At 70.9% G+C, this 12,221-nt stretch carries 18 protein-coding genes; 11 read left to right on the top strand and 7 right to left on the bottom strand.

Features of this window, described 5'->3' with window-relative positions; translation table 11 throughout:
* Positions 1 to 9: 9 nt before the first annotated feature.
* Positions 10 to 1,023 carry a 5'-3' exonuclease H3TH domain-containing protein gene (locus ABZ796_RS09200; RefSeq protein ID WP_357336342.1) on the top strand — a complete coding sequence of 338 codons (1,014 nt, stop codon included), beginning with the start codon at positions 10 to 12 and terminating at the stop codon, positions 1,021 to 1,023.
* A 42-nt stretch (positions 1,024 to 1,065) separates the two neighbouring features.
* Here the strand turns inward: ABZ796_RS09200 and ABZ796_RS09195 are convergent, their stop codons facing one another.
* Complete coding sequence (locus ABZ796_RS09195; protein WP_357336341.1) at positions 1,066 to 2,274, bottom strand: PLP-dependent transferase; 1,209 nt, start codon at positions 2,272 to 2,274, stop codon at positions 1,066 to 1,068.
* Positions 2,275 to 2,388: 114 nt separating this feature from the next.
* Between ABZ796_RS09195 and ABZ796_RS09190 the strand changes: the two genes are divergently transcribed.
* On the top strand, positions 2,389 to 2,880 hold the full coding sequence (locus ABZ796_RS09190) for an Lrp/AsnC family transcriptional regulator (RefSeq protein WP_357336340.1): 492 nt from the start codon (positions 2,389 to 2,391) through the stop codon (positions 2,878 to 2,880).
* 29 nt (positions 2,881 to 2,909) lie between these two features.
* Here ABZ796_RS09190 and ABZ796_RS09185 read toward each other — a convergent pair whose 3' ends face one another.
* Positions 2,910 to 3,122 (bottom strand): dodecin, encoded by a 213-nt coding sequence (locus ABZ796_RS09185; protein ID WP_357336338.1) that lies wholly within the window; start codon positions 3,120 to 3,122, stop codon positions 2,910 to 2,912.
* Positions 3,123 to 3,278: 156 nt separating this feature from the next.
* Between ABZ796_RS09185 and ABZ796_RS09180 the strand changes: the two genes are divergently transcribed.
* Genes ABZ796_RS09180 through ABZ796_RS09165 form a run of 4 tightly spaced genes read left to right on the top strand, consistent with a single transcriptional unit; the run spans position 3,279 to position 5,984 of the window.
* The gene (locus tag ABZ796_RS09180; RefSeq protein WP_357336336.1) at positions 3,279 to 4,688 is read left to right on the top strand and encodes an MFS transporter; all 1,410 of its coding nucleotides are present in this window, start codon (positions 3,279 to 3,281) and stop codon (positions 4,686 to 4,688) included.
* Positions 4,685 to 5,008, top strand: coding sequence for a hypothetical protein (locus tag ABZ796_RS09175; protein WP_357336335.1), 324 nt, complete (start codon positions 4,685 to 4,687; stop codon positions 5,006 to 5,008). The genes ABZ796_RS09180 and ABZ796_RS09175 overlap by 4 nt, the downstream gene beginning before the upstream one ends.
* Complete coding sequence (locus ABZ796_RS09170) at positions 5,005 to 5,373, top strand: GNAT family N-acetyltransferase (protein ID WP_357336333.1); 369 nt, start codon at positions 5,005 to 5,007, stop codon at positions 5,371 to 5,373. The genes ABZ796_RS09175 and ABZ796_RS09170 overlap by 4 nt, the downstream gene beginning before the upstream one ends.
* 29 nt (positions 5,374 to 5,402) lie before the next feature.
* Entirely contained in the window at positions 5,403 to 5,984 is a 582-nt protein-coding gene (locus tag ABZ796_RS09165) for a TetR/AcrR family transcriptional regulator (RefSeq protein WP_357336331.1), read from the top strand.
* Positions 5,985 to 5,989: 5 nt separating this feature from the next.
* Here ABZ796_RS09165 and ABZ796_RS09160 read toward each other — a convergent pair whose 3' ends face one another.
* A complete protein-coding gene (locus ABZ796_RS09160; protein WP_357336330.1) occupies positions 5,990 to 7,252 on the bottom strand; it encodes an oxygenase MpaB family protein in 1,263 nt (420 codons plus the stop codon).
* A gap of 61 nt (positions 7,253 to 7,313) precedes the next feature.
* Here ABZ796_RS09160 and ABZ796_RS09155 point away from each other — a divergent pair, with 61 nt between their 5' ends.
* Positions 7,314 to 7,916, top strand: a complete 603-nt coding sequence (locus ABZ796_RS09155) for a TetR/AcrR family transcriptional regulator (protein WP_357336328.1) — start codon at positions 7,314 to 7,316, stop codon at positions 7,914 to 7,916.
* Here the strand turns inward: ABZ796_RS09155 and ABZ796_RS09150 are convergent.
* The 4 genes from ABZ796_RS09150 to ABZ796_RS09135 all read right to left on the bottom strand — a co-directional run bounded on the left by ABZ796_RS09150 (position 7,900) and on the right by ABZ796_RS09135 (position 9,912).
* Positions 7,900 to 8,175, bottom strand: a complete 276-nt coding sequence (locus ABZ796_RS09150) for a DUF1905 domain-containing protein (RefSeq protein ID WP_357336327.1) — start codon at positions 8,173 to 8,175, stop codon at positions 7,900 to 7,902. The genes ABZ796_RS09155 and ABZ796_RS09150 overlap by 17 nt on opposite strands.
* Entirely contained in the window at positions 8,172 to 8,552 is a 381-nt protein-coding gene (locus ABZ796_RS09145; RefSeq protein ID WP_357336326.1) for a VOC family protein, read from the bottom strand. Before ABZ796_RS09145 ends, ABZ796_RS09150 begins: the two co-directional genes overlap by 4 nt.
* A 35-nt stretch (positions 8,553 to 8,587) precedes the next feature.
* On the bottom strand, positions 8,588 to 9,346 hold the full coding sequence (locus ABZ796_RS09140; RefSeq protein WP_357336325.1) for a metalloregulator ArsR/SmtB family transcription factor: 759 nt from the start codon (positions 9,344 to 9,346) through the stop codon (positions 8,588 to 8,590).
* 74 nt (positions 9,347 to 9,420) lie between these two features.
* Positions 9,421 to 9,912 carry a MarR family transcriptional regulator gene (locus ABZ796_RS09135; RefSeq protein ID WP_357336324.1) on the bottom strand — a complete coding sequence of 164 codons (492 nt, stop codon included), beginning with the start codon at positions 9,910 to 9,912 and terminating at the stop codon, positions 9,421 to 9,423.
* 108 nt (positions 9,913 to 10,020) lie between these two features.
* Here ABZ796_RS09135 and ABZ796_RS09130 point away from each other — a divergent pair, with 108 nt between their 5' ends.
* From ABZ796_RS09130 to ABZ796_RS09115, 4 genes are read left to right on the top strand one after another with little or no spacing between them, the layout of a single operon-like run.
* Complete coding sequence (locus ABZ796_RS09130; protein ID WP_357336322.1) at positions 10,021 to 10,596, top strand: NADPH-dependent F420 reductase; 576 nt, start codon at positions 10,021 to 10,023, stop codon at positions 10,594 to 10,596.
* 23 nt (positions 10,597 to 10,619) lie between these two features.
* The gene (locus tag ABZ796_RS09125; RefSeq protein ID WP_357336321.1) at positions 10,620 to 11,129 is read left to right on the top strand and encodes a VOC family protein; all 510 of its coding nucleotides are present in this window, start codon (positions 10,620 to 10,622) and stop codon (positions 11,127 to 11,129) included.
* Positions 11,126 to 11,752: a dienelactone hydrolase family protein gene (locus ABZ796_RS09120; protein WP_357336319.1), complete on the top strand. Its 627-nt coding sequence runs from the start codon at positions 11,126 to 11,128 to the stop codon at positions 11,750 to 11,752. Before ABZ796_RS09125 ends, ABZ796_RS09120 begins: the two co-directional genes overlap by 4 nt.
* A 31-nt stretch (positions 11,753 to 11,783) precedes the next feature.
* Complete coding sequence (locus ABZ796_RS09115; protein ID WP_357336318.1) at positions 11,784 to 12,221, top strand: DoxX family protein; 438 nt, start codon at positions 11,784 to 11,786, stop codon at positions 12,219 to 12,221.

The raw sequence follows: 12,221 nt of genomic DNA, 5'->3' as shown, positions 1-12,221 counted from the left end.
CCCCCTACGATGAGCACGATGTCGATGACCAGCTCACCCAGCACCCGCCGCCTCCTGCTCGTCGTCGACGCTCCGTCGTTGCTGCACCGCAACCATCACGCCCGGGCGCACACCCGCATGATCGACCGGGCCGGCCGGCCCGCCTGGGCGCTGCACGGCATGCTGCGGCAGATCCTCGACTCGATCGACGCCTTCGCTCCGGACGCGGTGCTCTTCGGCCTCGACGACCGCACCGCGTCCGTACGCCGCGACGCCTATCCCGACTACAAGGCCGGGCGCGCCGAGAAGGACCCGCTGCTGGTCGAGCAGCTCGAGCGGGCCGGGGCGATGCTCGATGCCCTCGGACTGGCGACCCTCACTCCCCCGGGCCTCGAGGCCGACGACGTCAACGCCTCCGGCGCCGCGTGGGCCGGCCGCAACGGGTGGGACTGCGTCGTGATCACCTCCGATCGCGACGCGTTCGCGCTGATCAGCGAGCACACCAAGGTGCTGCGGCTGATCAACGGCGGGATCAACGGCTCTCCCCTGCTCAACCCCGCCCGGCTCTACTCGATGTACGGCGTGCCGGCCTCTCGCTACCTCGAGTTCGCCGCCCTTCGCGGCGACGCCAGCGACAACCTGCCCGGGGTGAGCGGCATCGGCGAGAAGACCGCCGCCGCGCTCCTCGACCAGGTCGGTCCCATGGACGGCGTCTGGGCCGACATCTCCGACAACCACGGACAGAAGGTGACCGAGGTCCTCGACACGTGGGCAGCCGAGACCGGCGTACGCCGCATCAGCGCGCGCGTGGTCCGCGCCCTCTCCGCCCCCGACGCCCGGGAGCGCTACGACTTCAACCTGCGGATGATGACCTGCCGCGACGACCTCGACCTCCGCCTCACCCCCGACATCCCCGGCACCCCCGGCCTCCTCCCCCTCGACATCGACCGGGTCACCCGCGTCGTCGGGTTCCTCGGGGTCGAGGGGACCACGGCCGTCGCGCAGCGGGTACTGAGCACGAACCCCGCCTCGACGGTCTCGTAGGAGGAGATCCGGCGTACGCCCGCGGCCGTCGCCTCGGAACGGCTACTCGAACCGGGCGAGGTTGCGAGCGGCGGACACAGACGTGCCTGAGAGCGCGGCGTCGAGATCGGCCATCAGGTCCTCGGGGCTCTCGAGGCCGATCGAGAGACGGACGATGTTCGCGGAGGGCTTGGCGTGGGCGGCGACGGGGCGGTGGGTGAGGCCGGCGGGGTGCTGGATGAGCGAGTCGACGCCGCCGAGAGAGACGGCGTGGGTGAAGAGCTGGACCGAGGAGGTGAGGCGGGCTGCTGACTCGTACCCGCCGCGCAGCGCGATCGCGATCATGGCACCGGGGCCGGCCATCTGCTTCCCGACGAGGCCGCGATCGTCCTGGCGGCCGGGGAAGTAGACCTGCTCGACCTCCCGGTGCGACGCCAGCCACGCCGCGATCTCGACGGCCCCCGCCTGCTGGGCGCGGGCGCGGGTGGGCAGGGTGGCGAGGCCGCGGTGGAGGAGGTAGGCACCCAGGGGATGGAGGAGGCCGCCGGTGACGGCGCGGACCTGGCGCAGGCGCGCAGCGGTCTCCTCGTCGCACGCGATCGCGCCGCCTACGACGTCGCCGTGGCCACCGATGTACTTGGTGGCACTGTGCAGCGACATCGCCGCCCCCAGGGTGAGCGGGTTCTGCAGCACCGGGGTGGCGAAGGTGTTGTCCACGAGCACCGGTACGTCACCGGCCGCCGCCACGACGCCCGCGATGTCGACCAGGTCGAGCGTCGGGTTGGCCGGGGTCTCCAGCACCACCAGCGCCGTATCGGCGCGCACGGAAGCGGCGACCTCGTGCTCCGCACAGAACGTCACCTCCACACCGAGCAGGCCGGAGGCGAGCAGGTGGTCGGTGCCGCCGTAGAGCGGACGGACCGCGACGATGTGGCGCTTGCCGCTGAAGGACGTGCTCGCGATGATCGCGGCGGTCATGGCCGCCATCCCCGAGGCGTACGCGACCGACGCGGCCGCCTCCTCGAGCCGCGCCAGCGCCGACTCGAACCGCGCGACGGTGGGGTTCCACAGCCGCTGGTAGACGTACCCACCCTCCGGGTCCGGATGACCGCCGGTCGCCATCGCCTCGTAGGACGCACCGCCACGCTCGATGTCGGGCAGCGGGTTGGTCGAGGAGAGGTCGAGCGGCAGGGCGTGGACACCGAGCATCGCCAGGTCCTCGCGTCCGGCGTGGACGGCGAGCGAGTCGAGGTGGGGGTTCGCAATCGGCATGGCTCGATGCTGGCGGGAACCGCAAGATCAGGCCATATCGATTGCCGAAGATCCCGATGAAGGGCCGATACTGCGATCTTCGAGCAACTCGACCAGTGATCCAGGTGAACCCCGTTGGCGAAAGCACAACCGTCCGCAGCCGCCCTCGACTCCGTCGACCGCCGCATCCTGAGCGAGCTCGGCGACAACCCCGAGCTCACCAACAAGGCCCTCGCATCGCGTCTTGGTCTCGCCGAGTCGACCTGCGCCTACCGGCTTCGGGCCCTGCGCGAGAACGGCGTCATCGTCGGCCGCCGCCTCGACGTCGACGCCCGTTCGCTCGGCTACCCGCTGCAGGCCGTGATCAAGGTCCGGCTCGGCAGCCACAGCAAGGAGCACGTCGAGAAGCTCTACGACGATCTGGCCACGACGCCCGGCGTGATCCAGGCCTTCCACGTCGCCGGCGCCGACGACTTCCACCTCCACGTGGCCGTCGAGAACGCGGAGGCGCTGCGCGACTTCGTCCTGCAGCACGTGACCGTCCATCGCGTCGTACGGCAGACCGAGACGCAGCTCGTCTTCGAGCTCCGCGAGGGGCCGGGTGTGCTGCCGCGCGACCCCGCGTAGCGCTCCCCCGGCTCAGATCCTCGGCGCGGTCACTCGTCCTCCATGCGGAAGCCGACCTTCAGCCCGACCTGGAAGTGCTGGATGCCGTCGTCGTCGACGTGACCGCGGAGCTGGGTGACCTCGAACCAGTCCAGGTGACGCAGCGTCTTTGACGCCCGGCCGACGCCGTTGCGGATCGCCTGCTCGAGCCCCTCGTCGGAGGTGCCGACGATCTCGGTGACGCGGTAGGTGTGTGAAGACATGTCCTGCTCCTTCTCTCGATGGTCGCTCCACCCACCATGGATCCGGGGTCGAGACCGCGCAAGAGGCAGCCTCCGGAGAAACGCGGTTGTCGTACATCGGTGTTCGAATTAGTATCTCGAACACCAATGTACGGTTTGTGCGCTCAGGAGGGCCCCATGACCACCGCCGACGAAGCCATCACCCAGTCCGCCGACCCGCGCCGCTGGCGGCTGCTCGGGTTGCTCGGGCTGGCGCAGTTCATGCTGATCCTGGACGTCACCGTGGTGGCGATCGCACTGCCGCACATGGGCGCCGACCTCGGGCTGGGGCGCGATGCGCTGACCTGGGTGGTGAGTGCGTACACGCTCGCGTTCGGCGGCCTGATGCTGCTCGGCGGGCGAGCTGCCGACCTGTTCGGCCCGAAGCCGGTGGTGCTGGCGGGGCTGACCGTGTTCACCGTGGCCTCCCTGGCCACCGGCCTCGCCACCAGTGCGGAGCTGGCGATCGGCGGGCGGGTCGCGCAGGGGGTCGGGGCGGCGATGCTCTCCCCCGCTGCCCTCTCGATCGCGGTGAGGCTCTTCGACGGCGAGGAGCGCAACCGCGCGCTCGGGATCTGGTCGGCGCTCGGGGCCGGCGGGGCCGCGATCGGCGTACTCCTCGGCGGCGCCCTGACCGCCGGACCGGGCTGGGAGTGGGTGTTCCTGATCAACGTGCCCGTCGGCATCGTCGTGGCGATCCTGCTGGCGCGGCTGCTGCCGCCGCTGCCCGCCTGGGGCGGGGACGTACGTCTCGACCTCGTCGGCGCGCTGATCGTCACCGCCTCCACCGGGCTGCTGATCCTGGGCTTCATCGAGGCCGGTGACGAGGGCTGGGCCTCGATCCGCACCCTGGTCCTCATCGGCGCCGGGATCATCGGGTACGCCGTCCTGGCCGGCTGGCTGCGGCGTACGCGGCACCCGCTGATCGACCCCGGCCTGGTCACGAGGCGACCGGTCCTGTCCGGCACCTTCGTGCTGTTCGTCGCGACCGGGCTGATGGTGGCGGTCTTCTTCCTCGGGACGTTCTACCTGCAGAGTGCCGCCGAGCACGGGCCGCTCGCGACCGGGCTGCTGTTCCTGCCCGTCGCCGCCGCGACCATGGTCGGCGCGCAGCTGGCCGGCCGACTCATCGGCCGCCTCGGCGCGCGCACCCTCGGGATCGCCGGGCTGCTGATCGCCGCCGCCGGGCTGGTCGTACCCGCGATCAGCATGAGCACGCTGTCCACCGTGGTCGCGGTCAGCGTCGCCTCCGCCGGCCTCGGCGTCCTCTTCGTCGTCGCGGCCGCGACCGCGCTGAGCCAGGTCGAGCCGCAGCTCGCGGGCGTGGCCTCCGGCATCCTGAGCACCTTCCACGAGCTCGGCGCCTCACTCGGCGCCGCGGTGATGTCCGGTGTCGCCGCGGCCAGCCTCGTGGACGGCACCACCGACGGCTTCGAGCGGGCGTACCTGGTCGCGGCCGTCATCGCAGCGCTCGCCGCCGTCCTCGCCGGAGCGCTGATCCCAGGTCGACCGGCATCCACCGAGGCGGCCGAGGAGACCGTGTCATGACGACGATCCCCCGCCCGAGATCCCGTGCACGCTCGTTCGCGCTCCACTACCTCCCGATGGTCATCCCGATGGCTGCCTGGATGCGCTTGCGCGGACACGGATCGAGGCCGATCCTCGAGATGTCGGCGGCGATGTACGCCGGCTTCGCGGTGCTCTTCCCGTTCCTCTGGATCGGGGTCATCGACGCCGGCGGCCTGATTCTGCTCGGTCACGTCCTCATGCTGCTCCTCATGCTCGTCGCGATGCTCGCGCGCCCTGGTGAGTACTCCGGGAGCCACGCGCATCATGCCCGTGCCGCGTCCGACCGGGAGCCGGCATGACCGCCCCGACCCCGGAGGTCGTGGTACGCGAGGCCGGCTACCTCGAGCGCCCGGACATCATCGTGCTGCTCGCCGAGATCGGCCGGGAGCCGCTCGGCTACGTCTCGGCCGTACGCCGCCTGCATCTGTGGTCGGGCAGCGACATCATCGCTCTCGACGACCTCTACGTCCGGGCCAGCCAACGCGGCGCCGGTGGCGGCCGGCTGCTGATGACCGCGCTGGCCGAGCGCGCCGGGGGCCTCACGATCACCTGGGGCGTACAACCCGACAACGACGCCGCGATCCGGTTCTACCGCCGCCTCGGCGCCACCGTCCGCGCCAAGGTGGTGTGTGCGTGGAACGGAGAGGCTCGACCGATATCCTGATGCTCGACATCTCGTGGGAGGTTCCGGCCGTGACGACCCTCAAGCGCGCCGACGCACGTAAGAACATCGAGTCGATCATGGACGCGGCGACCGCCTGCCTCGCCCGCGACCCCGACGTCAGCGTCGCCGACATCGCCAAGGCGGCAGGCGTCGGCCGGGTCACGCTCTACGGACACTTCGAGTCCCGGGCGACCCTGGTGACGCAGGTCGTCGAGCGCGCGATCCGGCAGTCGGACGAGGCGCTCGGCGCGGTCGACCTCGGCGGCGACCCGCGAGCCGCTCTCAGCAGGATCCTCGAGGCGTCGTGGCGACTGACCCAGCAGTACGGCGCACTGATCGTCGCCGCCGAGCAGAGCATGCCCCACGAGCAGTTCCAGGCAGTCCACCTCGGGCTGATCGACCGCTGGAAGCCGCTCATGGAGCGAGGTCGCCGCGACGGCAGCTTCCGCGACGACCAGCCGCTCGGGTGGCAGCTGACCCTGCTCCAGAGCGTCCTCCACGCCGCCTCTGGCGCCGTCTACCGCGGCGAGATCGAGGCCGCCGACGCCGCCGGCCTGATCGACGGCACCGTCCAGGCCGCCCTCACCCCTCCCGGCGCCACCCGCGGCTGACCCGCTCACTCCGGGAGGTGGCCGACCGCCGCGCGCTCACCGCCGAAGTAGCTGGCGAGCAGCGTGTCGGCGTTGCGGTCACCTCGTCTCTCCAGGCGAGCTCGGCCCTTCGCGGTGCGACCGAGGACCCGATACCTGACCAGGTTCAGCGGCACCACGTACGCGTGCACCCAGGGCGGCCTCGTCGGCAGGCCGAGCTCGTGCATCGACCGGACCCCGAGGAAGACGGTCAGCATCGAGAGCACCCGCTCCGTCTCGTACCAGCCACGCACCCGCTGCAACGGACCCGGCCAGCCCGGATACCGGCGCTCCCGCTGGACCTCGACCGCGGCCTGCGCCAGCTGCGGTCCGGCCTCGGAGATCTCCGCCTGGGAGAGCAGCACGTGGTAGTTGATCCGGTGCCGCTCCCACTCGTCGTCGACGAGGAAGTCCTCGTCGACCCCCATCAGCCAGCCGACGTACTTCCACAGATGCATCAGCGCCCGTGCGTCCCGCTTGGAGACCGGCACGCCCAGCGCCCGGGACCCGATGATGAGCACCCCGTCGAACAGGCCCAGCGTGGCCGCCTGGTCGGCCTGGTTGATCGGCAGCCCCCACCTGTCGGTGTCCCACCGCTTCTCGAACCCGGCGTTGACCAGCGCATGCATGGCGCGTACGTGGACGGTGAGCCGCCACGCCTCCCCAGATGGTGAGCCCGGCTCGGGTGGCCGAAGCGCATCAGGCCGACGCAGACTCACCGCCCAGTGCTGGGTCTCGGCCAGTCGCCGACGGGTGGTGCTGCCGGTCAGGCCACCGGTGGCGACGAGCAGGTCCGGCGGGCCGCCGAACCGGTAGCCGCTGATGAGCGAGAGCTGCAGGAGCACGTCGGCCGCGTTCTGACCCAGTCGTGTGAACACGCGGCCGCCCTCCTCGACGAGGTCCCAGTCGACCCAGTCCGGGGTCGCCTCGACCTGCGCGAAGAACTCGGCGAGCGCCGCGGGCGGGGCATCGACCGCCGCGACACCGTTCTCCAGTGCCGTACGCAGCTGGGTCATCGTGACCTTGCCAGGGGTCCCGGCTCGCATCCGGATCGCCTCCGCCAGCCGCGCACCGGCCTCGTCCCGCTCGCCGAACGCCCGCCCGATCCGTTCCATCAGCTCCTCGTCGACCTCCTCGATGCGCCCCAGGAGGCGCAACGGCCGGCCGAGACGGCGGCTGCGCGCCTCGCCTTCGCGAAAACGGGTGGGGAAGCCGGTGGGTTGGGTGCCCTGCTGCGCGAGTGTGGTCATACCTCCAGCGTGATGCGAGCGGGAACTCGCTTTCAATTCGCGTTCTGCCTAATGTTGAGGCGTGCGCAAGACACCCACCCAGGCCCGCTCGAAGGCGACGGTCGAGCGCATCCTGGCGGCCGGGCGCCAGGTGCTGGTCAAGGACGGCTACGAGAGGTTCTCGACGAACCGGGTCGCGGCCGCCGCCGGGATCAGCCCCGGCTCGCTCTACCAGTACTTCTCCGACAAGGCCTCGATCCTCGACATCGTGATCAGCCGCTACTGGGAGGACGTCTCCGAGCGCACCGCCTCGGCCCTGGCGCTCCAGACGAGCAGCACCGGGACGCCGGCGATCCGGTCGGTCGCCGACGCGCTCCTCGCCGGGCTGGAGCAGGATCCGACCCTCCTGCGTGTCCTGATCGAAGAGCTTCCCGCCTCCCGCAACCGGGACCGTCACGCCGCGCTCGTCACCCGCGTACGCGACCTCACCGCCGCCTATCTGCACGCCGGGGCGGTCGTGAAGACCCGCCCCGACGCGCAGCTCACCGCGTGGGTGCTGGTGGTGGCGATGGAGAACATCGCGCTGCGCTGGGTGCTCGACCGGCCGCCCTACCCGCGCGAGGCCGTGCTGGAGGAGATGGTCGCGCTCACCGCGGGCTACCTTCAGGTCAGCGGCGTTCGGTGAGGTGGATGGCGACGGAGTCACCGGCGGACTTGCCGAGGGCATCACGGAGATCGGCCTTGAGCGGGAGCTTGTGGGTGCCGTCGCCGAGGGCCATGAAGGACGCCTCGAACGGGAGGTCGTCGATCGTCCCGGAGACCTTGACCAGACCCCGGGTGCCGAAGAAGTCGGCGGTCCAGTCGGTGACCACGTAGGTCCAGCCGCCCTTCGCCTCACTCTGGGTCAAGGTCGCGGTGAAGGTCTTGTCGAGCGGGGTGCTCATGACGCCTGCTCGGCTGTCTGCTCGAGGATCACGAAGCGGTTGCCATCGGGGTCGTCGAAGGTGAACATCGGCGGTACGCCCGGCCAGAGCAGGAGCTCGCCGACGCTCACCCCGCGGGAGCTGAGCGCGTCGCGCTCGGCGGCGGCGTCGGGGACGTTGAACCGGATCCCGGTCTCGGTGACCTCCCCTGCCGGGCGGTCTCCGGCGACGAGGGCGAGGGAGACGTCGGCGCCGGCCGGCGCGACCTCGATCCAGCGGGTCGGACCGTCGACGTCGAGTCGTACGACGAAGCCCAAGGTGTCTCGGTAGAAGGCGATGGCCTCGTCCTGGTCGGCGATGGTGATGCCGACGGTGCGGATATCGGTGATGGTGCTCATCGGGGTTCCTCTCGGTCGATGAGGTCGATGCAGGATCAGCTGGGGCCGTACATCTGCGATCCCGGGGTGGTCAGGGTCTCCCCCGTCTCCAGCCAGGTCTTGAGGCCGGACAGGATCATGGGCCAGCCGCCGTAGAGCTCCGGGGGCGCGTCGCCGCGCAGCTGGTCGTGGGTGACGGTGAGGCGGCAGGAGTCGCCGACCGGCTCGATCTCCCAGGTCACGCGCGTGGTGCCCTGCTCCTCGGCGGCTTCGGACCACAGCGTGCGCATCGACTGCACGAGCCGTGTCGGCGGCTCCACGACGATGTTCTCGCCCTCCGCGAGCGGCCCGTCGGCGCTCGGGTGCACCATCGTGAAGCCGGATCCCGGAGTCCAGTCGGAGTGGACGCCGACGCCGAAGTGGTACTTCGCGCGGATCTGCGGGTCGGTGATCGCCTCCCACAGTCGCTCCGGCGTGGTGCGGACGTAGATCTCGAAGACTTTCTCCATCGTGCGCTCCAGGTCTCGTTTCAGCCCGGCGAGGCCACTCGCCCAGATCTCGGTGTACTTCGTCACCCAGCGGTCATGGATCTCGCGGATGGGTACGACGTTGAGGAAGTGGTGCTTCTCGCGTCCCCGGCGCGCGACGACCACCAGGCCGGCGTCCTCCAGGATCGCCAGATGCTTGGCCACCGCCGGGCGGGTCATGGCATGGCGGCTGACCAGCGAGGAGAGGGTCTGCCCGTCCTCCTGCAGGAGTGCGTCGAGCAGCGCCCGCCGAGTCGGGTCACCAAGGGCTCGAAACACCTGTTCCACACGGCCACAATAGGAAACCATCTGGTTTCATGTCAAGGAACGAGAACAGGCAGCTGACCGACCACGGGCAGCGGTCAGGAATCCTCCGGCCGATACAGCGCGGTCATCCTGCCCGTCGGGTCCAGACGCGCGAGCAGGGCGTCGCCGAGGTCGGTCAGCTGCCGGACCTGCTCGGCACTCAGCCCGTCGAACACATTGCCGCGTACGTTCGCGACATGGCCAGGCGCGGCTGCGACGACGGCGTCCCAGCCGGCCGCGGTGAGCCGGGCGTTCGTCGCGCGGGCGTCCTCCGGGCACGGGAACCTCTCCACGAGGTCCCGCTCCTCGAGCCGCCGGACCACATGAGACAGCCGCGCCAGGGTCGAGTTGGTCCGGTGCGCCAGGGCGGTCATCCGCAGCGTCCGGTCCTCCGCCTCGGAGAGCATCGCCAGGACGAAGTACTCGAAGTGGCTCAGCCCGGCGTCGCGACGCAGCTGAGAGTCGAGCACCCCGGGCAGCAGCTCCACGATCGCGATCAGGCGCAGCCAGGCGGCCATCTCGTCGTCATCCAGCCAGACATCGTCCACAGGCCCATTCTAGCCCGTCAGCTTGTCGCTACAACCAAAAACTTGACGCTACAACCTTTCCGTGAGACTTTTGTTGTAGCGACAACCTTTAATCCTGAGGAGTACGACATGACAGACATCTCGATCATCGGCACCGGCAACATGGGCCAGGCCATCGCGGCGGTCGCCGCGCGGGGCGGACACTCCGTCCAGCTGCTCGGGAAGGCCGACGCCGCCACCCCCGCGACCGGCGACGTCGTGGTGCTCGCCGTCCCCTACCCCGCGCTCGGCGAGATCCTCTCGCAGCGCGGCGCCGACCTGGCCGGCAAGATCGTCGTCGACATCACCAACCCGGTGAACTTCGAGACCTTCGACTCCCTCACCGTCCCCGCCGACAGCTCCGCCACCGCGGAGATCGCCGCGGCGCTCCCGGACTCCCGCGTACTGAAGGCGTTCAACACCACCTTCGCCGCGACCCTGTCCTCCGGCACCGTCGGTGACCTGACGACGGCCGTCCAGATCGCCGGCGACGACGCCGAGGCCAAGGCGACGCTGGCCGAGGTCGTCACCTCCGCCGGCCTGCGGGCCGTCGACGCGGGCGCGCTCAAGCGAGCGCGCGAGCTCGAGGCACTCGGCTTCCTGCAGATCTCCCTGGCCGCAGCCGAGCAGGTCTCCTGGACCGGCGGCTTCGGCGTCGTCGCCTGAGCGCCCTCACGAAGGAGTCCACGATGAACGTCAACCCGGTACGTCTCAACCACGCCGTCCTGTTCGTCGCCGATCTCGAACGCAGCATCGCCTTCTACGAGGCTGCCTTCGGGATGACGGTCATGGCTCGCGAGCCCCGCGCGAACGCGGCGTTCCTGCGACTGCGTGAGTCCGGCAATCACCACGACCTCGGGCTGTTCGGGGTCGGCGCCCAGCCGCCGCGACCGCGCGGATCGATCGGCCTCTACCACCTCGCCTGGCAGGTCGACACCATCGACGAGCTGGAGCAGGCACGGATGACGCTGGCCGAGCTCGGCGCCTTCACCGGAGAGTCCAGCCACGGGGCCACCAAGAGCGTCTACGGCGCCGACCCCGACGGCAACGAGTTCGAGGTGATGTGGATGCTGCCGCGCGCCGAGTGGGGCGACTTCGAGAACGCCGCTCCCGTCGACCGGCTCGACCTGGCCAAGGACGTCGCCCGCTGGAGCGGGGTCCGTACGGCCGCCGAGCTGAGCCCGACGGAGGAGCGATGAGCACCCCGGTGCACATCGCGAGCCACGGCAGCACCGATCCCGAGGCTCCCCTGGTCGTCTTGCTGCACGGCCGCGGCTCGCACGAGCACGAGATCATCGAGCTGGCCAGGCACCTTCCCGAGGGTCCGGCCTATGTGGCCGTGCGGGCCCCGATCGCCGAGGGCGGCGGGTACGCCTGGTTCGCCAACCGCGGGATCGGCCGCCCTGTCGCCGCCTCCCTGGCCGAGACCATGAGCTGGTTCCGGGAGTGGCTCGACGGCATCGCCCCGAACGGCCGGCCGGTCGTCCTCGTCGGCTTCAGCGGCGGTGCCGCGTTCGCCGGCGGGCTGGCCCTGCAGGAGCCCGGACGCTTCGCCGGCGTCGCTGTCCTCTACGGCACGCTCCCCTTCGACGCCGGCGTGCCGGTCGAGGCCGACCGCCTGGCCGGTCTGCCGGTCCTGGTCGCCCACGGCGACACCGACCAGGTGATCCCCCGCGAGCTGCTGGATCGCACCTCGAGCTACCTGCTCGAGGAGTCGGGCGCCCCGACCGTGGCGCACCGCGACCCCGGCGGTCACGGCATCACCGCGGCCGCGCTCGGCGAGCTCGCATCGTGGGTCGCCGCCCGCGTACCTCACGCCTGAACACCCCCTGCACAACGAGAGAAGGAACACCATGAAGCTCGGCCGATCGCTCCCTGCTCCCGCCACCGACCTGGGTCTGCTCGCCGCCCGGCTCCTCGTCGGCACCGTCCTGATCGCCCACGGCTGGCAGAAGTTCGCCAGCTACACCCTCGACGGGACCGCGCAGTCCTTCGAGGCGATGGGCGTGCCGGCAGCCCAGGCAGCCGCGACCTTCGCCGCCCTCGTGGAGCTCGCCGGAGGCGCGCTGCTCCTGCTGGGTCTGCTCACGCCGGTGGCCGCGGCCCTGGTCGTCGTGGACATGATCGGTGCGTTCTGGTTCGCCCACCGCGGGGCCGGCGTGTTCGTCGACCAGGGCGGCTGGGAGCTGGTCGCGGTCGTCTCTGCCGTCGTCATCGCCCTCGCCGTGGCCGGCCCCGGCCGCGTCAGCATCGACCACGCCATCGGCGGGAGGGCCCGGGCCACGGCCTGA

The sequence above is a fragment of the Nocardioides sp. NPDC047086 genome (genome assembly GCF_040643685.1).
GTDB lineage: Bacteria > Actinomycetota > Actinomycetes > Propionibacteriales > Nocardioidaceae > Nocardioides.
The sequence above is the reverse complement of the archived record's forward strand: the minus strand, read 5'-3'. Positions and strand labels throughout refer to the sequence as shown.

Excerpts from the sequence above, each read along its gene's own strand:
- ABZ796_RS09200 (WP_357336342.1), top strand. The coding sequence starts at position 10 with ATGAGCACGATGTCGATGACCAGCTCACCCAGCACCCGCCGCCTCCTG.
- ABZ796_RS09195 (WP_357336341.1), bottom strand. The coding sequence starts at position 2,274 with ATGCCGATTGCGAACCCCCACCTCGACTCGCTCGCCGTCCACGCCGGA.
- ABZ796_RS09185 (WP_357336338.1), bottom strand. The coding sequence starts at position 3,122 with ATGTCTTCACACACCTACCGCGTCACCGAGATCGTCGGCACCTCCGAC.
- ABZ796_RS09180 (WP_357336336.1), top strand. The coding sequence starts at position 3,279 with ATGACCACCGCCGACGAAGCCATCACCCAGTCCGCCGACCCGCGCCGC.
- ABZ796_RS09175 (WP_357336335.1), top strand. The coding sequence starts at position 4,685 with ATGACGACGATCCCCCGCCCGAGATCCCGTGCACGCTCGTTCGCGCTC.
- ABZ796_RS09170 (WP_357336333.1), top strand. The coding sequence starts at position 5,005 with ATGACCGCCCCGACCCCGGAGGTCGTGGTACGCGAGGCCGGCTACCTC.
- ABZ796_RS09160 (WP_357336330.1), bottom strand. The coding sequence starts at position 7,252 with ATGACCACACTCGCGCAGCAGGGCACCCAACCCACCGGCTTCCCCACC.
- ABZ796_RS09150 (WP_357336327.1), bottom strand. The coding sequence starts at position 8,175 with ATGAGCACCCCGCTCGACAAGACCTTCACCGCGACCTTGACCCAGAGT.
- ABZ796_RS09145 (WP_357336326.1), bottom strand. The coding sequence starts at position 8,552 with ATGAGCACCATCACCGATATCCGCACCGTCGGCATCACCATCGCCGAC.
- ABZ796_RS09130 (WP_357336322.1), top strand. The coding sequence starts at position 10,021 with ATGACAGACATCTCGATCATCGGCACCGGCAACATGGGCCAGGCCATC.
- ABZ796_RS09125 (WP_357336321.1), top strand. The coding sequence starts at position 10,620 with ATGAACGTCAACCCGGTACGTCTCAACCACGCCGTCCTGTTCGTCGCC.
- ABZ796_RS09120 (WP_357336319.1), top strand. The coding sequence starts at position 11,126 with ATGAGCACCCCGGTGCACATCGCGAGCCACGGCAGCACCGATCCCGAG.
- ABZ796_RS09115 (WP_357336318.1), top strand. The coding sequence starts at position 11,784 with ATGAAGCTCGGCCGATCGCTCCCTGCTCCCGCCACCGACCTGGGTCTG.